This is a genomic window from Nocardioides sp. NPDC101246, assembly GCF_044767415.1.
Taxonomy (GTDB): Bacteria; Actinomycetota; Actinomycetes; order Propionibacteriales; family Nocardioidaceae; genus Nocardioides.
In genome coordinates, this window is sequence record NZ_JBIWNX010000017.1 from 28,176 (window position 1) to 46,493 (window position 18,318).

The following is an 18,318-nucleotide window of genomic DNA, read 5'->3' on the forward strand; positions in this document are numbered from 1 at the left end:
ATGCACAGGCGGGTATCAACCGCTGTGACCAACCCGGTGAACGTCCCTGGCGGCGCGTCGCCGAGATCGAGACGACACGGGTTGCGAGGATGAGACGCGATGTCCTCGCTGCTGCCTCCTCGCACCCCCGACCGCGGGCTCTCGGCGGATGATCTCCAGGATCTCCGCCACCGCCGCCCGCTGGTCGCGGTCGCCCTGCTCGGCGGCATCGGCACGGCCGCCGCCACGCTGGTCGTGTGCCTGGCGATCGGCATCCTCGGCTGGTTCATCAGCGACATGGGAGCCCACGGTGAGCCCTCGGACGCCCTGCGTGTCGCCGCGCTCGGATGGCTGCTCGGGCACGGTTCGGGTGTCTTCGTCTCCGGTGTCGCGATCACCGTCGTCCCGCTCGGGCTGACTCTCGTCCTCGCCTGGGCGATGTGGCAGGTCGCGGTCCGGGTCGGCGACTCGGTCTCGCTGCACGGCCCCGACGCCAACGCGCTCGCCGACGGCGAGCGTGACCTGACCGTCCCGGTCGTCGCCGGTCTCTTCACGCTCGGCTACGCCGGCACCGCGCTGGCCACCGCGATCATCGCCGGCACCCCGGCCACTTCGCCGAGCATCGCCGGTGTCTTCGCCTGGTCGGTCGGGCTCTGCGTGGTCGTGGCCCTGCCCGCGATCGCGGTCGGCTCCGGCCGTGCGGCGCTCTGGATCACGCTGCTGCCGCGCGCCGCCGTGGACGTACTGGTGATGGTCAGGTCGATCCTGCTCTGGTGGTTCGCGGTCAGCACGCTGGTGTTCTTCGCGGCCCTCTTCACCGACTTCACCACATCGGTCAACGTGGTCTCCCAGCTCCACCTCGACGTCGGCGGGATCATCCTCTACTCGCTGCTCGCCGTCTTCGTGCTCCCCAACGCGGTGCTCTTCTCCAGTGCGTACGTCCTGGGGCCGGGGTTCTCGGTCGGTGTCGGAACCACCGTCACCCCGACCGCGGTGACCCTCGGGCCGCTGCCGATGTTCCCGATGCTCGCCGCCCTGCCCGACAACGGCGCCCCGCCCGCCTGGGTCGCCGCGGTGATGGCGCTCGGCCCGCTCACCGCCTTCTGGGCCGTCTGCCGGGTCAGCCGGGTCCGGCCCACCCTGCGCTGGTCTGAGGGTGCGCTCCGCGGCGTCAGCGCCGGCGTCGTCGCCGGCCTGCTCCTCGCCATCCTGTCCGGTGTCGCCGGCGGCTCCGTCGGCCCCGGCCGGATGGCCGACATCGGGCCGTACGCCGGGCAGGTGCTCGTCAACGCCATCGCCTTCTTCGGTCTCGCCGGCCTCCTCGCCGGGCTCACGATGACCTGGTGGCACCGGCGTTCCCTGCCTGAGGACCGTGCGGCTTAGTCTCTACGCGTGGCTCTTCGTCTTGTCGTCCTCGTGTCCGGCTCGGGCACCAACCTTCAGGCCCTGCTGGACGCCTGCGCGTCCCCCGAGTACGGGGCCGAGGTCGTCGCGGTCGGTGCCGACCGCGACGGGATCCAGGGGCTGACCCGGGCGACCGATGCTGGGATCCCGACCTTCGTGCATCGGGTCAAGGACTTCGGGTCGCGCGAGGAGTGGGACGCGGCGCTGGCCGAGTCGGTGGCTGCGTACGAGCCTGATCTTGTCGTCTCTGCCGGGTTCATGAAGCTGGTGGGGGAGGCCTTCCTGGACCGGTTCGGCGGGAAGACGCTCAACACGCATCCGGCGCTGCTGCCGTCGTTCCCGGGGATGCACGGGGCGCGGGACGCGCTGGAGTACGGCGTGAAGGTGACCGGGGCGACGCTGTTCGTCGTCGACGCCGGGGTCGACACCGGGATGATCATGGCCCAGGTGACGGTGCCCGTGGAGGACGACGACACCGAGGAGACGCTGCACGAGCGGATCAAGGTCGTCGAGCGTTCGATGCTTGTCGAGACGGTCGGACGGATCGCCCACGAGGGCTACGTCGTGGACGGCCGGCGGGTTCGGTTCGGGCCCGCCTGAACGGTTAGAGTGACGAGCACACGACTGGCGCAGGTGGGGGACCACCGGGGAGTGTAAAGAGACGGCATCGACCGCCTGGGTGCCCCTCATCGAATTCATCGACCGATGGGGAGTATCGCTGTGCAGGACCAGATCACAATCAAGCGGGCGCTCGTGTCCGTCTACGACAAGACCGGTCTCGAGGACCTGGTCCGAGCGCTCCATGACGCCGGTGTCGAGCTCGTCTCGACCGGTGGCTCGGCGGCACTGATCGAGAAGCTCGGCCTGCCGGTGACCAAGGTCGAGGACCTGACCGGCTTCCCCGAGTGCCTCGACGGCCGGGTCAAGACGCTGCACCCGCGCGTGCACGCCGGCATCCTCGCCGACCGCCGCCTCGAGTCCCACGTCGAGCAGCTCAAGGAGCTCGAGGTCGAGCCGTTCGACCTGGTCGTCTCCAACCTCTACCCGTTCGTGCAGACCGTCGCCTCGGGTGCCGGCCCGGACGAGGTCGTCGAGCAGATCGACATCGGCGGTCCCTCGATGGTCCGCGCCGCCGCCAAGAACCACCCCTCGGTCGCGATCGTGACCTCGCCGGAGCAGTACGCCGAGACCCTTGCCGCTGTCGCCGCCGGTGGCTTCACCTACGACCAGCGCAAGGCGTTGGCCGCGGCCGCGTTCGTGCACACCGCGACGTACGACGTGGCCGTCGCCTCCTGGATGGGCTCCGTGCTCACGGACAGCACCGACGGCACCGGCTTCCCGGCGTGGGTCGGCGGGACGTACGAGAAGGCGACCGTCCTGCGCTACGGCGAGAACCCGCACCAGAAGGCCGCGCTCTACCTCAACGGGTTCGGTCCCGCCGGGCTCGCCCGTGCCGAGCAGCTGCACGGCAAGGAGATGTCCTACAACAACTACACCGACACCGACGCCGCCCGGCGTGCTGCCAACGACTTCGCCGAGCCGGCGGTCGCGATCATCAAGCACGCCAACCCGTGCGGCCTGGCGGTCGGTGCCGACATCGCCGAGGCCCACCGGCGCGCGCACGCCTGCGACCCGGTCTCCGCCTTCGGTGGCGTGATCGCCTCGAACCGGCCGGTGACGGTCGAGATGGCCCAGCAGGTCGCCGAGGTGTTCACCGAGGTCATCGTGGCGCCCGGCTACGAGGACGGCGCCGTCGAGATCCTGCAGGGCAAGAAGAACATCCGCATCCTGGTCGCACCGGCCGACGAGCGTGCCCCGGTCGAGACCCGCCCGATCTCCGGTGGCCTGCTGATGCAGCAGGTCGACCACGTCGACGCCGAGGGCGACGACCCGGCGTCGTGGACGCTGGCCACGGGCGAGGCCGCCGACGAGGCCACCCTCGCCGACCTGGCCTTCGCCTGGAAGGCGTGCCGCTCGGCCAAGTCCAACGCGATCCTGCTGGCCTCCGACGGTGCCTCGGTCGGCATCGGCATGGGCCAGGTCAACCGCGTCGACTCCTGCCGCCTGGCCGTCGAGCGCGCCAACACGCTCGCCGAGGACTCCGAGCGCGCCCGCGGCTCCGTCGCCGCCTCCGACGCCTTCTTCCCCTTCGAGGACGGCCCGCAGATCCTGATCGACGCCGGCGTCAAGGCGATCGTCCAGCCCGGTGGCTCCATCCGCGACGAGCTCACCATCAAGGCGTGCGAGGCGGCGGGCGTGACGATGTACTTCACCGGCACGCGGCATTTCGCCCACTGATCCGGAAACCCGTCGAGTCGGCTCGTCCTAACGCGCCGACTCGGCGGGAAATCGTGTCAGAACGCGCCGACTCGGGCCTTGATCTGGTCAAGATGCGCCGGGTCGGCGTCGCGTACAAGGAATACAGAGACTCGAGTGACAGGATTGACATCGTGACAGCACAGAAGCTGGACGGCACCGCGACGCTGAAGGCGATCAAGGCCGAGCTCGCAGAGCGGGTCGAGAAGCTGAAGGCCCAGGGCATCACCCCTGGCCTCGGCACGGTGCTGGTCGGCGACGACCCGGGGAGCCGGTGGTACGTCAACGCCAAGCACAAGGACTGCGCCGAGATCGGCATCGAGTCGATCCGCGTCGACCTGCCGGGGACCTCGACGCAGGAAGAGGTCGAGGCCGAGATCGACCGCCTCAACGCCGACCCGGCGTGCACCGGCTTCCTGGTGCAGCAGCCGACCGGCCTGGACGAGTTCGCGCTGCTCTCCCGCGTGGCTCCGGAGAAGGACGTCGACGGGCTGCACCCGGTCAACCTCGGCAAGCTGGTCCTCGGTGAGGACGGGCCGCTGCCGTGCACCCCGGTGGGCTGCATCGAGCTGCTGCGTCGTCACGGGGTCGAGATCAAGGGCGCCGAGGTCGTCGTGGTCGGCCGTGGGCTGACCGTCGGGCGTCCGCTGGGCCTGCTGCTCACCCGCCGTAGCGAGAACGCCACGGTCACCCTGTGCCACACCGGCACCCGCGACCTGGCCGCCCACACCCGCAACGCCGACATCGTGGTGGCTGCCGCGGGCGTGCCCGGGATCATCACCAAGGACATGGTCAAGCCTGGCGCGGCCCTGTTGGACGTCGGTGTCTCCCGGGTCGACGGTAAGATCGCAGGAGACCTGGCCGAGGACGTGTGGGACGTGGCTGGGTGGGTGTCGCCGAACCCGGGTGGGGTGGGTCCGATGACACGCGCCATGCTGCTCTCCAATATCGTCCTCAGCGCCGAGAAGGCTCTCGAAAGGCTCTGACACCGTGTCCGTCCACCCCCCGCTGACCCCCACGCCGGAGGCTCCCGCACCGGCGGCGGTGGCGCCTGAGCAGGAGAAGACGGCCCCCCAGGACGTACGCGGCTTCCCCTCGACCATCGGCGGGTTCGTCTACCTCGGGGTGCTGACGGCGGCGCTCGTCGGTCTCGGGCTGGTCGGCTTCGGTCACTGGCGGGTGGGGATCATCGTCCTCGCCGCCGGGGTGGGGGCCGCGTCGCTGGGTCGGGCGGTGCTGCGTACGAAGGATGCCGGGATGCTGGCGGTGCGCAACCGCTGGTTCGACGTTGCCCTGCTGGCGCTGACCGCGGGCGCGCTGTGGATCCTCGCGGTGACGGTTCCCGGAGAATGAAGACGTACGAATAGGACGAAGGCCGCCCCGAGGGGCGGCCTTCGTGCTTCTCGAGACTACTGCTCGATCGGGACCCATTCCTGCTTGGCGTAGTCCCAGCGCCAGCCGTCCTGCTCGTAGACCGGGAGGTCGCCCTCGCTGGTCTGGGTCGGCTGCTGCCAGGCCGGCTGGCCACCGCCACCGCCGGAGACGATGGTGCGGTCGCCGGTCTCTGCAGCCGGGGGTGTCGGGTTGGCAGCGGGCGCGGCAGGGGCCGCCGGAGCGGCTGCAGCGGCCGCCGGCGCTGCGGGTGCCGCCGGGGCGGCAGCCTGGGAGTCCCAGGTCGGGACGCTCTGAGCCGGGGCCATGCTGTCGCCGCCGAAGGCGAGGCCGGCCCCCGCGATCTCGGAGCCGTCCTTGTTGAAGAGCAGCGGGTAGACGAACCCGGCGAGGGCGCCACCGACAGCGGGGATGATCAGGAAGACCGGGAGGTCGATCAGTGCGTCGGTGCCCGAGAAGAGTGCCGGTCCGAACGAGCGAGCGGGGTTGACCGAGGTGCCGGTCAGCGGGATGCCGACGAAGTGGATCGCGGCGAGCGAGAGACCGATGGCCAACGGCGCTGCGGTGGCGTTGGTCCCGGCACGCTTGTCGGTGACACCGAGGATGATGAAGACGAAGATGAAGGTGAGCACGAGCTCGACCAGGATCGCGCCGATGAGTCCGGTGCCGGCTCCCTCACCGTAGCTGTTGGCGGCGAGGCCGCCGTCGTTCCAGGAGTTGTAGCCCGATGAGATCGCGACGAGGAACAGTACGAGCGCGCCGAGGGTCGCGCCGACGAACTGAGCGGCGATGTAGGTGCCCGCTTCTTTCCAGCTGATCCGGCCGGCGGAGGCGACGCCGAGGGTCACGGCCGGGTTGAAGTGGGCGCCGGAGATGCGGCCGAAGGTGTAGGCGCCGATGACGACGGCGATACCGAAGGCCAGGCCGACCGCCGCGACCTCGAGGCGCCAGGGCGAGTTGCGCAGTCCGGCGTGGGTGAGGCCCGCGAAGATCGCGACGACTGAACCGCAGCCGAGGAACACGAGGATGAATGTCCCGATGACTTCGGCTGTGAGCTTCTGGATGATGGTCGGCTCAGCTGCCGACAGTGATTCCTCAGTCATGTCCCCTTTTACCCTTCAATGTCTATTGACGTCGGTCAGACCCATCGACACCCGAGAAGCACTCAGGTATCAGCAGTCACCTGAACAACATGAGGTGTTGACACACAGTAACTCTTTTGCGACGGCGCATCGTGGTGCTTAGGTGGGGCGGGGCGGTGTTGCGCCACCCTCTCTGTTATCTTGATGTCAAGACACTTTCGTTTCGTCAGGAGTAGCCACAGCAATGGCCGCACGAATCATCTACACCCACACCGACGAGGCGCCGCTGCTGGCGACGTACTCCTTCCTTCCGATCGTCTCGGCCTACGCGGCCAAGGCGGGCGTCGAGGTCGAGACGCGTGACATCTCCGTGGCCTCGCGCATCCTGGCCCAGTTCGGCCTGGCCGACGACGCGCTCGGCGAGCTCGGTGAGCTGGCGAAGACGCCGGAAGCCAACATCGTCAAGCTGCCCAACATCTCCGCCTCCATCCCGCAGCTCAAGGCCGCGATCAAGGAGCTGCAGACCCAGGGCTACCAGATCCCCGACTACCCCGAGGCGCCCAGCACGCCCGAGGAGGAGGAGATCCGGGCCAAGTACGACAAGGTCAAGGGCTCCGCGGTGAACCCGGTCCTGCGTGAGGGCAACTCCGACCGGCGCGCGCCGGGCTCGGTCAAGGCGTACGCCAAGGCCCACCCGCACACCAACAAGCCGTTCTCCGACGACTCCCAGACGACCGTCGCCACGATGGGTGCGCGCGACTTCAAGTCCAACGAGAAGTCCGTGACCATCCCGGCCGAAGACACGCTCTCCATCGTGCTCGAGAAGGCCGACGGCGAGACGGTGACGCTGCTCGCCGAGCTGCCGGTGCTCGAGGGCGAGATCGTCGACGCGACGTACATGTCCGTCGCCAACCTGCACGCCTTCCTCGAGAACGCGCTCGCCAAGGCCAAGGCCGACGACGTGCTCTTCTCGCTGCACCTGAAGGCCACGATGATGAAGGTCTCGGACCCGATCATCTTCGGCCACGTCGTGAAGGCCTACTTCAAGGACGTCTTCGAGAAGTACGGCGCCGACCTCCAGGCCGCCGGCCTGTCCGCCAACGACGGCCTCGGTGCGATCCTCTCGGGCCTCTCCGGCCTGGAGAACGGCGCCGAGATCGAGAAGGCCATCGAGGCTGCCATCGCCGCGGGCCCGCGCCTGTCCTACGTCAACTCCGACAAGGGCATCACCAACCTGCACGTTCCTTCCGACGTCATCATCGACGCCTCCATCCCGGCCCTGGTCCGCAACGGCGGCAAGCTCTGGGGCGTCGACGGCGGCGAGGACGACACCCTCGCGGTGATCCCGGACTCCTCCTACGCCGGGGTCTACCAGACCGTCATCGACGACGTGAAGAAGAACGGCCCGCTCGACCCGGCCACGATCGGCACCGTCCCCAACGTGGGTCTGATGGCGCAGAAGGCCGAGGAGTACGGCTCCCACGACAAGACCTTCGAGATCTCGGCCGCCGGCACCGTGCGGGTGCTGAACAAGGCCGGCGACGTGCTCATCGAGCACGACGTCGAGGTCGGCGACATCTGGCGCGCCTGCCAGACCAAGGACATCCCGGTCCGCGACTGGGTCAAGCTCGCCGTCAGCCGCGCCCGGGACTCCAAGACCCCGGCGATCTTCTGGCTCGACGAGTCGCGCGCCCACGACGCCTCGCTGATCGCCAAGGTCACCAAGTACCTCGCCGACGCGTCCATCGTCGGCGACACCGAGGGTGCGGACATCAAGATCCTCTCGCCCGAGCTCGCCACCGCGTACTCCCTCGAGCGCCTGCGCAACGGTGAGGACACCATCTCGGTCACCGGCAACGTGCTGCGTGACTACAACACCGACCTGTTCCCGATCCTCGAGGTCGGTACGTCGGCGAAGATGCTCTCCATCGTCCCGCTGATCGCCGGCGGCGGTCTGTTCGAGACCGGTGCGGGCGGCTCGGCGCCGAAGCACGTGCAGCAGCTGGTCGAGGAGGACTACCTCCGCTGGGACTCGCTGGGTGAGTTCTTCGCGCTGGTTCCTGCGTTCGAGAAGTACGCCGAGCAGGCCTCCGCCCCGGCGGCGAAGGTGCTCGCCGGTGCGCTCGACCGGGCGACCGCGACCTTCCTCGAGAACGACCGCTCCCCGGGTCGCAAGCTCGGCACCACCGACAACCGCGGCTCCCACTTCTACCTGGGCCTCTACTGGGCCCAGGAGCTCGCCGCGCAGACCGAGGACACCGAGCTCGCGGCTGCGTTCAAGGGTCTCGCCGAGACCCTCGCCGCCAACGAGGCCAAGATCGTCGAGGAGCTCCTCGCGGTCCAGGGCAAGCCCGCCGACATCGGCGGCTACTACCTGCCTGAGCCTGCGAAGGTCACCGCCGTGATGCGTCCGTCCGCGACGCTCAACGAGGCGATCGACTCTCTCTGATCCACCTGACGACGGCCCGGCACGGACTCGTGCCGGGCCATCGTGCTCTGTCAGGACACCTTCCCGGCGTACGTGACCTTCCTCTCCAGATCTTTCTTCTGATTCCTATAGGTGCAGGTCAGCATCGTGTTTGCCCTCGGGTGAGGGCGGAAAACCTTTAGGTGGGTGTCGGTGGTCACGCATACCGTGATCTTCTGATGACTGCGACGCTCTCGACTCCGCCCGTGCCGGCCTCAGGCAAGGCTCTCGGAGTTCCCACCGACCCTGCCGACCCGAGCCGGCAGGTCGACTGGCGACGCCTGAAGGGGCCGGTGACGGTCGCCGCGCTGATCGCGCTGGCGGTCGCCATGGTCGGTCAGTCGATCGGCACCGTCGTGGCCGGACGGCTGGCCGAGAACCCGACCGCGAGCCTGGTCGGCTGGTTGGCGCTGTGCGTGATCGGCGCCTCGCTGGTCGACTCGACCGCGAAGATCGCCTGGGTCGGGGTCTCCGACCGGGTCGAGGGCAAGCTGCGCGAGGACGTGCTCCAGGCTGCCATGCGACAGCCGCTCTCGGAGCTGAGCGAGCAGGCCGTCGGGGAGATCCTCGACCGGGTCGACGACGACTCCCACGAGGTCGGCAACCTGCTGCGCTGGCAGCTGTGGATGCTGTTCCGCTCGGTCTTCGCGGCGCTGCCGATGTGGATCGTGGCCAGCTTCACCTGGTGGCCGTCGGCGATCCTGTTCCCGCTGCTCGCCGTGGTGACCTGGTTCGTCATCCGTCGGCTGCTGGGCAAGATCTCCGAGCTCAAGGTCATCGAGGAGGCGTCCTGGACCGACCATGCCGCCGTGCTCGAGGAGGGCATCGCGGGGCGTGACGACCTGCGCACGAGCCTGGGCCAGGACCACGTGGTCGCCCGGGTGGCGCGGCTCTCGGCGACGGTGCACGAGAAGTTCCGTGCCGTGGTCACGGTCGAGGCCAAGGTCGGCCGTCGGGCCGGCCTGCTGTTGCACTCCCTGCTGGCCGGCATCGGTCTCGCCGGGATCGCGCTCGCCGCGACCGACCGGCTCGGGATCAGCGCGCTGGTGACGTTGTTCCTGGTCACGAGCACGTTCGTGGGTCAGATCGCGATGCTCGCCAACCACCTGCCCGACATCCAGGCCGGCCTCGGTGCGGTCATCCGGCTGCGTCAGATGATGGGCTCCGAGCCGGAGCCCGAAGGCGGCGCGCCCGTGCCCGACGGTGGAGCGCTGGAGGTCGACCTGCGCGACCTGAGCTTCTCCTACGCCGAGGGCACCTTCGCCCTCCAGGGCATCTCGCTCACGGTTCCGGCCGGCGACACCATCGCCCTGGTCGGCCGCACCGGCTCGGGCAAGTCGACGCTCGCCTCGCTGCTCTCCCGGGCCGTCGAGCCGCCGCGCGGCTCGGTGTTCCTGGGTGGCGTGGACGTGCGCGACCTCGACCTGCAGCAGCTGCGCGCCTCCGTGGGGGTGGTGACCCAGCGCACCGAGATCCTGGCCGGCACGCTCGCGGAGAACATCGCGCTCTTCGACGACGAGCGTCCGCGCGAGGACATCGAGCAGGCGGTCGCCCGGCTCGGGCTCTCCGAGTGGGTCGGGGGCCTGCCCGACGGGCTCGACACCCTGCTCGGCCCCGGCGGCACCTCGTTGTCGGCGGGGGAGGAGCAGCTGGTCGCCTTCGCGCGACTGCTGGTGCGTGACGTACGGGTGGTCGTGCTGGACGAGGCGACCGCGCGGATGGACCCGCTCACCGAGCGCCGGGTGGTCGCGGCCGCCGACCGGCTGCTGACCGGGCGCACGGGCATCCTGATCGCCCACCGGCTCTCCACCATCGAGCGGGCGCCTCATGTGGCCGTGCTCGACCACGGCCGGGTGATCCAGCACGGCCTGCGGGCCTCGCTGGCGACCACGCCCGGGCCGTTCCGTGACCTGTTGGAAGCCAGCCGCACCGATCACCACGATTCACCGTCGCCGGACGGCAAGCCTGTCGACCACTCCACGCTCGACCATGTCGCGGCGGGCAACGTGGGCGGCAAGCGTCGCTCGGGCGCCCCGCCGGACGTCCCCGAGGTCGGCACCGGGCCGTCTCTCGCCCGCGGGATCGTGCACGCCCTGTTCCTGCGCCCCGAATGGGGCGTCGCGGGTGCGCTGCTCTTCCTGTTCGCTTCGATGACCGGTGCGCAGGGTGCCTTCACCGGGCTCCTGTGGGGCCGGATCGTCGAGTCGCTGCAGGCCGGCGGCAGGCCGACGGTGATGTCAGTGCTGCTCGTGGTCAGCCTGCTGGCCGCGCCGCTGATGCTCGCCGACGCCTTCTACCGCTACCCGCGCTGGTGGATCGAGGTCATGCTGCGAGCCCGGATGGCCGTGCTCTACGGTCAGACCCGCCAGCACCGCCTGACGCGTACGCCGGCGGGCGAGGTCGTCGCCCGCTCGATGGACGCGGACCGCTACGCCCGCTACGCCGACCGCTGGGTCGACTTCGTCAACGGTCTCGTCATCGCGACGATCACCGCCCTGCTTGCCGGCACCGCGCTCGCGGGTGCCGTGCTCCTGGTCGTCATGATCGCCTCGGCGCTGGCCTCCGCGGTCGGCCGGCCGATCGCCGGCCGCTCGGCCGCGGCCTCCTCCGCCGCTCGCGCTCGGTTCGGCCGCGCGGTCGTCTCGGCGCTGGAGTCGGTACGCACCGTGAAGCTGGCCGCGGCCACGCCGCAGGTCCACGCCCATCTGCAGCACGTCGACTCCGGCCGGGTCGAGGCAGCGGTGAAGGAACACCGGGTGCAGGCATTCCTCGACGGGGTCCCCGCGCTCATGGTGCAGTGCGGCGTCGTGGCTGCCTGGGGGATCTACTTCGGCGGCGGCTGGGGTCTGGCCACCGCACTGCTGGTGGCCAACGCGGTCTCGGGCTTCGATTGGTTCGGCCGGGTGGCCGGCATGGTCGTCACCGAGGCTCCGGGCACGCGTGCGTGGCAGAAGGAGACCAGCCGGTTCGCCGGTGGTCGTGACCTGATGGATCTGCCGCCGGGCGTCGACCTGGTCTCCGGTGACGCGCCGGATCCGGGTCCGGTCGACCAGGTGCCGCTCGACTCCCTCGAGCTCTCGGCCCTCTCAGCGGTCCACGACGACGGCACGATCGGTGTCTCCGACGTCTCGCTCACGATCTCGCGCGGCGAGCTGGTCCTGCTCGTGGGGCAGGTCGGCTCCGGGAAGTCGTCCCTGCTGGCGTCGCTGGCCGGCCTCATCGAGCACACCGGCACCATCCGGTGGAACGACGAGCTGGTCCAGGACCCGCAGTCCTTCCTGAGGCCGGGGCAGGTGGCGTACGTCGCCCAGGTGCCACGGGTGCTCTCCGGCACCTTCGCCGACAACATCCGCCTGGGCCACGACCGGCCCTTCGACAGCCCGGTCGCCGACGCGCGGCTCGAGCTCGACGTCAAGGAGGCGGGCGGCGCGGACGCGATCGTCGGTCACCGTGGCGTACGGCTCTCCGGGGGGCAGGTCCAGCGCCTCGCCCTGGCGCGAGCGCTGGCCGCCGACACCGAGCTGCTCCTGGCCGACGACGTCTCCAGTGCGCTTGACGCGGCCACGGAGATCGAGCTCTGGCGGGCGCTGCGTGACCGGCACACGACGGTCATCGGAGCCACCTCCAAGCGGGCCGCGCTCGCCCAGGCCGACCGGGTCGTCGTCATGGTCGACGGAGAGATCGCCGCGGTAGGCCCCTGGTCCGACCTCGCACCCTCCTGGTCGCACCTCGCCGGCTAACCCCCTGCCGAGGCGTCACTGCCGTCGTTCGAGTGGGCACTTCGGTGCCGTCTCGGCCGACCGGGGTGACGCCTCGGTCGACGGGGGTGACGCCTCGGCGTCAGGCGGCCTCGCCGTGCTCGAGCGTGCGGCGCAGCGCAGCAGCATCCACGCCGAGGGCCTGTAGGGCAGCATGTCCTTCCCCCTCTGCGCGAAGGATGCCGAGCAGGAGGTGCTCGGTGCCGATCGAGCGGTCCTTGAGCCGGATCGCCTCGCGCAGCGAGAGCTCGAGGACCTTCTTCGCGTCCTTGGTGAAGGGGATGTGCCCGCCGAGACGGCGGCGTGGCTTCCCGCTGTCCAGGGCGCCGGCGCCGAAGACCTCCTCCACCTTGGAGCGCACCGCGTCCAGGTCGATCCCGAGCGAGGACAGCGCGTCGGCGTCGTCGTCGCCGAGGCGCCCGTGGGCCCGTTCGACCTCGGCCCGCAGCGCTCCTGCGTCGACCCCGGCCTCGGTGAGCGCCCGGGCGGCGGGCGAGTCGGCACCGGAGGCGATCGCCAGCAGCAGGTGGTCGTCGCCGATGCGCTCGTGACCGAGCTCGGTGGCGTACGTCTGAGCCTCGGTCACCGCATCGCGGGCGGGCTTCGTGAACCTCTCGAACATCACATCTCCTTCGAGTACTTCTTGTGGACCGCCTGCCGGCTGACCTCCAGCGCGTCGGCGATCTCCTGCCAGGCCCATCCCTGTCGGCGGGCGTTCGCCACCTGCAGCCGCTCCAGCGAGTCGGCGAGGCGACGCAGCGCGAGCGCGGCTCGCAACCCCGTGCTCGGGTCGGCGCTCGCGGCCGACTCGGCGAGATCCTTCGCATCCGTCATGCTGTCAATATAGGTTGACAGGCCAACGCATGTCAACCATGGTTGACGGGATCGCCGGGTCGGCGGGACCGGGGTCACACCGATTCACGGAATAGCCCACAAATCGCTGAAGGTTAGGCAGTAGTGACCGACACCGCCAGCCCCGAGACCGCCGTGAGACCGGTCACCCCCGTCCAGTTCGTGATCGCCATGCTCGCCCTCGCGACGGGCGGGTTCGCGATCGGTACGACCGAGTTCGTCACGATGGGTGTGCTGCCCGAGATCGCCGAGGGCGTCGGTGTCGGAACCTCCACGGCCGGCCACCTGATCAGCGCCTACGCGGTCGGGGTGGTGGTCGGCGTACCGATCCTCTCGTTCTTCGTCGCCCATCTTCCGCGCAAGGGACTGCTGCTGTCGCTGATGGCGGCGTACGCCCTGTTCAACGTGCTCAGCGCGGTGGCGGTCGACTTCCACATGCTGCTGATCGCGCGGTTCCTCGACGGGCTCCCGCACGGCGCCTACTTCGGCGTCGCGACCATCGTCGCGACATCGATGGCCGCACCGAAGCACCGCGGCCGGGCGGTCGCGCTGGTGATGCTCGGGCTCTCGGTCGCCAACGTGATCGGTGTCCCGTTCGCGACCTGGCTCGGTCAGACCGCCGGCTGGCGGGCGCCGTACGCAGCCGCAGCCGGCCTCGCCCTGCTGACCGTGGTGTTGGTGCAGCTCTCGGTGCCCCACTTCCCGGGCGACCCGAACGCGACCGGCCGCAGCGAGGCCGGCCGGTTCTTCACCAACAAGCAGGTCTGGCTGACGATGCTCGCGGGCGCGATCGGGTTCGGCGGCATGTTCGCGGCGTACTCCTACATCTCCCCGATCGTCACCGACACCGCCGGGCTGGCCGAGGGAGCGGTGCCGTGGTTCGTGTTCGCGTTCGGCACCGGGATGGTCGTCGGCACCTGGGTCGCGGGGGAGCTGGCCCGCTGGTCGGTGATGGGATCGCTGCTCGCGAGCAGCCTCGGGATGGTGGCGGTGCTGACCCTCTTCTGGCTGGTCGCCCCGGCCGGGTGGTGGCTTGCGCCGGTCGCCTTCCTGACCACCGCGATCGCCTCGGTGCTGGTGATCAACCTGCAGGTGCGCCTGATGGACGTCGCCGATGACGCGGTGACCCTCGGCGCGGCGATGAACCACGCGAGCCTCAACATCGCCAACGCCCTCGGCGCCTTCGCCGGTGGCCTGGCCCTCGACGTCTGGAGCGTCCGGGAGGCGCCGTTGGTCGGCGCCGGCCTGGCCGCCGCCGGGATGCTGGTGCTGCTGTGGAGCACCAGCATCCACCGGCGGAGGGTCTAGAAGGCCTCCTCGTTGCCGTCCGAGGCGGTGGCCGCCTCGATCGCCGCGAGGAATCCGTCGGCCCAGGCCTTGGAGTCGTGGTGGCGGACGGTGTCCCACAACCCGCGCATCCGGTCCTTGGCCTCGGCCTCGTCCATGTCGACGGCCTGCAGGAAGACCCGGACCATGTCGGAGACGTCGTGGGGGTTGGTCAGCACCGCGCCACGTAGCTCGGCGGCCGCCCCGGCGAACTCGGAGAGCACCAGCCTGCCGTTGGTGCCGAGGAGACCGTGGACCGCGGCGTACTCCTTCGCCACCAGGTTCAGGCCGTCTCGCAGCGGGGTGATCCACATGATGTCGGCGTTGGCGTAGTAGGCCAGCAGCTCGTCGAACGGGATCGGCCGGAAGAAGAAGTGCACCGGCGTCCAGCCCATCCGCGAGAACCGGCCGTTGATCCGCCCGACCGCCTGCTCGATCTGGTTCTGCAGCGTCTTGTAGACGGTCATCTCGCCGGCAGCAGGAACGCACACCAGCACCAGCGACAGCTCACCCAGCAACGACGGGTCCTCGAGCAGTGCCCGCTCGAAGGCCTCGAGCTGCTGCAGCACGCCCTTGGTGTAGTCGAGCCGGGATACGGCCAGCGCGATCCGCTGGCCCTCGAACTCCTCCTTCACCCGAGCGATCGAGTCTTGCACCGCCGAGGAGGCCAGCGTCTGCTCGATCCGCGTCGTGTCGACGCTGACGGGGTTGGCGCCCAGGTGCACCCGACGTCCACCGACATCGATCACCGAGGGCATGGTGTCCAGGCCGAGGGCGAAGCCGTACGTCCGGAACCGCGGCGCCGAGTCCTCCGTCTCGACGACCTCGACCGGCGCCACGCCGCGGGCCACGTCGACGAAGTTCTCGACCTGTCGGGGGATGTGGAACGAGATGTAGTCGCACTGCAGCAGCGAGCCGATGATCTCGCGGCGCCACGGCACCACGTTGAACACGTCCGCGCCGGGGAAGTGGGTGTGGTGCAGGAACGCGATCTTCACGTCCGGCCGCATCTCGCGTAGGTAGGCCGGCACCATCCACAGGTTGTAGTCATGGATCCAGACGATGCCTCCGTACGCCACCTCGGCAGCCGCCTGCTCGGCGAAGGCCCGGTTGACCCGGCAGTAGACCTTCCAGTCGTCCTCCTTGAACTTCGCGCGTTCCCAGAAGGTGTGCAGCAGCGGCCAGAACGCTTCCTTGGAGAAGCGTTTGTAGAAGACGTCGACGTCCTTCTTCGACAGCGGCAGCCGGGAGGCCACCAGGCCCGGGTAGAGCTTGGGGTCGACGACCGTGTGGGTGGCGAACTTGCCGCGCTTGGGGTCGTCGATGGACCAGGCGACCCAGGACCCGGTGCGCTCGGTGAAGAAGGAGAGCAGCGTCGGGATGATGCCGTTGGGGGACTTCGGGCGCCGGCGCTTGACCTCCCCGTCCTCGATCACCTCGTCGTAGGGAAGCCGGTGGTAGACCATCACGAGGTCGGACTTCCCCGGGTCGTCGGCGTCGTTCTCCGGGTCGTAGATGTGCTCGTCGTCGAGCAGGTTGAAGTGCCTGATCGCCTGCAGGATCCCGCCGGTGCCGGGGGAGGTGGCGTGGAACGTACGCTCCTTGCCGCGGGTCGCGTCCAGGAGCAGGTCCTCGGCCTCGCCCACGCAGACTCCCGGGAACCCGATGTCGTACATCGACAGGTCGTTGAGGGTGTCACCGGCAACCAGCACGCGGTCCTTGGGGATGCCGAGGTGCTCGACGAGCTTGGTGACGGTGTAGCCCTTGTTGATCCCGGCGGGCAGCACGTCGAGGTAGTGGCTGGCGGAGTAGAGCAGGTCGCAGCCGATCTCCGCCACCAGCGGGGCGAGGTCGTCGGTGACGGCCTCGGGGTCGCAGAAGTAAGAGACCCGGCGATCCTGCGGCACGTTCTGCCGGACCAGTCCGGGGCGGTCGCCGATCTTCTCGAGCACGGTCAGCTCGCCCGGCCACTTGGCGGAGATCTCCTGCTGGATGGGCTCGACGGCGAGCAGGTCGTGTCCGGTCACGATGGTCGCGCCGACATCGCAGATGATGAAGTCGGGCGTCGGGATGGTCGGGTCCGCGAGCAGCGGCAGCACCGACTCCAGCCCACGACCGGTGACGAAGGACAGCAGTACGTCCTCGCGGCGGCTCAGCGTCTGGTACAGCTTGACCTTCGCCTCGGGGTCGCCGGCCAGGAAGGTTCCGTCCAGATCGGTCGCAAGCAGCATGCGTGCGTTGGCAGCGGACGTGTCGTTCACAAATCTCCTCGAGGGTCGCCTGGCCTCGAGGCCGATTCGGCAGCTGGCCCGAGGCTGCGGACCCCTTGGAGGATCCGCGGGTCGACCAACCAGGCTAACAGGGGCAGGTTTCAGACCCGGAACGGGCAGTTGACGCAGCATCGAATCTGCGCTGAGCAAAGCCTCTCAGGAGGTCCACAAACTCGTAAGAAATTGGATGCACCTGGTCGATAACTCCGTGGATGATCGGTCGTTGATGTGGCATGCGGATCCTGCCCGCGGCCTTCAACAAGACCGCGGGCGACCACGGTCCTCGACGTTGATCACGGGGGGCGCCGAGGCTCATGGCCGGCACGCAGATCAGTGCCGCGGGCAGGGTCCACAGCTCGTACGGATCGGTTCTCGATCCTCTTCCTCCCACCATTTCGAGCCTTTCGGCGGGTGGCTGACAGAATGCGCACATGACCGGCAGCACTGCTCCTACGACTAGGCCCAGGGTCCTTTCCGGCATCCAGCCGACGGCGGACTCCTACCACCTCGGCAACTATCTCGGCGCGGTCCGGCAGTGGGTGAGCCTGCAGGAGGAGCACGAGCCGTTCTTCTTCATCGCCGACCTGCACGCGATCACGGTCGAGCAGGACCCGAAGGTGCTCCGGGAGCGTACGCGGCGTGCCGCCGCCCAGCTCCTGGCCGCCGGTGTCGACCCGGAGCGATCCGCGATCTTCGTCCAGTCACACCTCCCCGAGCACGCCCAGCTCGGCTGGGTGATGCAGTGCATCACCTCGTTCGGCGAGGCCCGGCGGATGACCCAGTTCAAGGACAAGTCCGCCAAGGGTGGTGAGGGCGCGGCCTCCGTCGGCCTCTTCTCCTACCCGATGCTGATGGCCGCCGACATCCTGCTCTACCGCCCGGCGTACGTCCCGGTCGGCGAGGACCAGCGACAGCACCTCGAGCTGACCCGCGACCTCGCACAGCGGTTCAACAGCCGTTACAAGAAGACGTTCCGGCTGCCCGAGCCCTACATCCTCAAGGAGGTCGCGAAGATCTATGACCTCCAGGACCCGGCGATCAAGATGTCGAAGTCGGCCTCGAGCCCGAACGGCCTGATCGACATGCTCGACGACCCGAAGGTCTCGGCCAAGAAGATCCGCTCCGCGGTCACCGACTCGGAGATGGAGATCCGCTTCGACGAGGAGGCCAAGCCGGGCGTCTCCAACCTGCTCCGGATCTACTCCGCGCTGACCGGCACCGAGATCGAGACCCTGGTCGGCAAGTACGCAGGAAAGGGCTACGGCGATCTGAAGAAGGATCTCGCCGAGGTCGTCGTCGACTACGTCACCCCGTTCCGGGAGAGGACCTTCGAGGTCCTCGAGGACCGGGCGTACCTCGACGGCATCTTGCAGCAGGGTGCGGAGAAGGCAGGCGTGGTCGCCCGCAAGACTCTGGCCGACGTCTACGAGCGGGTTGGCCTAGTGCCCCCCGCGTCGCCGCTCGGCTAGTAA

At 69.3% G+C, this 18,318-nt stretch carries 13 protein-coding genes and 1 riboswitch; of the genes, 9 read left to right on the forward strand and 4 right to left on the reverse strand.

Annotation, left to right across the window (positions count from 1 at the left end; translation table 11 throughout):
• Positions 1–99: 99 nt before the first annotated feature.
• The 5 genes from ACIRON_RS25775 (at position 100) to ACIRON_RS25795 (ending at position 5,052) form a co-directional block, all read left to right on the forward strand.
• Positions 100–1,362 (forward strand): DUF6350 family protein, encoded by a 1,263-nt coding sequence (locus tag ACIRON_RS25775; RefSeq protein WP_402996817.1) that lies wholly within the window; start codon positions 100–102, stop codon positions 1,360–1,362.
• Between the two features lie 9 nt (positions 1,363–1,371).
• Positions 1,372–1,983: a phosphoribosylglycinamide formyltransferase gene (gene purN / locus ACIRON_RS25780; RefSeq protein WP_402996819.1), complete on the forward strand. Its 612-nt coding sequence runs from the start codon at positions 1,372–1,374 to the stop codon at positions 1,981–1,983.
• Positions 1,984–1,993: 10 nt separating this feature from the next.
• A riboswitch (ZMP/ZTP riboswitch) is annotated at positions 1,994–2,071 on the forward strand.
• 17 nt (positions 2,072–2,088) lie between these two features.
• Complete coding sequence (gene purH, locus ACIRON_RS25785; protein WP_402996821.1) at positions 2,089–3,681, forward strand: bifunctional phosphoribosylaminoimidazolecarboxamide formyltransferase/IMP cyclohydrolase; 1,593 nt, start codon at positions 2,089–2,091, stop codon at positions 3,679–3,681.
• A 152-nt stretch (positions 3,682–3,833) separates the two neighbouring features.
• On the forward strand, positions 3,834–4,685 hold the full coding sequence (locus ACIRON_RS25790; RefSeq protein WP_402996823.1) for a bifunctional methylenetetrahydrofolate dehydrogenase/methenyltetrahydrofolate cyclohydrolase: 852 nt from the start codon (positions 3,834–3,836) through the stop codon (positions 4,683–4,685).
• A 4-nt stretch (positions 4,686–4,689) separates the two neighbouring features.
• Positions 4,690–5,052, forward strand: coding sequence for a DUF3017 domain-containing protein (locus ACIRON_RS25795; RefSeq protein ID WP_402996825.1), 363 nt, complete (start codon positions 4,690–4,692; stop codon positions 5,050–5,052).
• A gap of 56 nt (positions 5,053–5,108) precedes the next feature.
• Here the strand turns inward: ACIRON_RS25795 and ACIRON_RS25800 are convergent, their stop codons facing one another.
• The gene (locus ACIRON_RS25800) at positions 5,109–6,194 is read right to left on the reverse strand and encodes an MIP/aquaporin family protein (RefSeq protein ID WP_402996827.1); all 1,086 of its coding nucleotides are present in this window, start codon (positions 6,192–6,194) and stop codon (positions 5,109–5,111) included.
• A gap of 223 nt (positions 6,195–6,417) precedes the next feature.
• Between ACIRON_RS25800 and ACIRON_RS25805 the strand changes: the two genes are divergently transcribed.
• The gene (locus ACIRON_RS25805; RefSeq protein WP_402996829.1) at positions 6,418–8,622 is read left to right on the forward strand and encodes an NADP-dependent isocitrate dehydrogenase; all 2,205 of its coding nucleotides are present in this window, start codon (positions 6,418–6,420) and stop codon (positions 8,620–8,622) included.
• Between the two features lie 197 nt (positions 8,623–8,819).
• Positions 8,820–12,380 (forward strand): ATP-binding cassette domain-containing protein, encoded by a 3,561-nt coding sequence (locus ACIRON_RS25810; protein WP_402996831.1) that lies wholly within the window; start codon positions 8,820–8,822, stop codon positions 12,378–12,380.
• Between the two features lie 100 nt (positions 12,381–12,480).
• Here the strand turns inward: ACIRON_RS25810 and ACIRON_RS25815 are convergent, their stop codons facing one another.
• Together ACIRON_RS25815 and ACIRON_RS25820 are read right to left on the reverse strand one after the other, a co-directional pair.
• Entirely contained in the window at positions 12,481–13,020 is a 540-nt protein-coding gene (locus ACIRON_RS25815; protein WP_402996833.1) for a Clp protease N-terminal domain-containing protein, read from the reverse strand.
• Complete coding sequence (locus ACIRON_RS25820; RefSeq protein WP_091052828.1) at positions 13,020–13,232, reverse strand: helix-turn-helix domain-containing protein; 213 nt, start codon at positions 13,230–13,232, stop codon at positions 13,020–13,022. The genes ACIRON_RS25815 and ACIRON_RS25820 overlap by 1 nt, the downstream gene beginning before the upstream one ends.
• Before the next feature lie 123 nt (positions 13,233–13,355).
• Here ACIRON_RS25820 and ACIRON_RS25825 point away from each other — a divergent pair, with 123 nt between their 5' ends.
• Positions 13,356–14,558: an MFS transporter gene (locus ACIRON_RS25825; RefSeq protein ID WP_402996836.1), complete on the forward strand. Its 1,203-nt coding sequence runs from the start codon at positions 13,356–13,358 to the stop codon at positions 14,556–14,558.
• Here ACIRON_RS25825 and ggpS read toward each other — a convergent pair.
• Positions 14,555–16,837 (reverse strand): glucosylglycerol-phosphate synthase, encoded by a 2,283-nt coding sequence (gene ggpS / locus ACIRON_RS25830; RefSeq protein WP_402996838.1) that lies wholly within the window; start codon positions 16,835–16,837, stop codon positions 14,555–14,557. The two genes, ACIRON_RS25825 and ggpS, sit on opposite strands and share 4 nt — an antisense overlap.
• A 440-nt stretch (positions 16,838–17,277) precedes the next feature.
• On the opposite strand from ggpS, the gene trpS reads away from it, so the two are divergent.
• Complete coding sequence (gene trpS, locus ACIRON_RS25835; RefSeq protein ID WP_402996840.1) at positions 17,278–18,315, forward strand: tryptophan--tRNA ligase; 1,038 nt, start codon at positions 17,278–17,280, stop codon at positions 18,313–18,315.
• Positions 18,316–18,318 lie beyond the last annotated feature (3 nt).

Bases quoted from the DNA above. Each gene is read 5' to 3' on its own strand.
- ACIRON_RS25775 (WP_402996817.1), top strand. From the start codon at position 100: ATGTCCTCGCTGCTGCCTCCTCGCACCCCCGACCGCGGGCTCTCGGCG.
- purH (WP_402996821.1), top strand. From the start codon at position 2,089: ATGGGGAGTATCGCTGTGCAGGACCAGATCACAATCAAGCGGGCGCTC.
- ACIRON_RS25800 (WP_402996827.1), bottom strand. From the start codon at position 6,194: ATGACTGAGGAATCACTGTCGGCAGCTGAGCCGACCATCATCCAGAAG.
- ACIRON_RS25805 (WP_402996829.1), top strand. From the start codon at position 6,418: ATGGCCGCACGAATCATCTACACCCACACCGACGAGGCGCCGCTGCTG.
- ACIRON_RS25810 (WP_402996831.1), top strand. From the start codon at position 8,820: ATGACTGCGACGCTCTCGACTCCGCCCGTGCCGGCCTCAGGCAAGGCT.
- ACIRON_RS25815 (WP_402996833.1), bottom strand. From the start codon at position 13,020: ATGTTCGAGAGGTTCACGAAGCCCGCCCGCGATGCGGTGACCGAGGCT.
- ACIRON_RS25820 (WP_091052828.1), bottom strand. From the start codon at position 13,232: ATGACGGATGCGAAGGATCTCGCCGAGTCGGCCGCGAGCGCCGACCCG.
- trpS (WP_402996840.1), top strand. From the start codon at position 17,278: ATGACCGGCAGCACTGCTCCTACGACTAGGCCCAGGGTCCTTTCCGGC.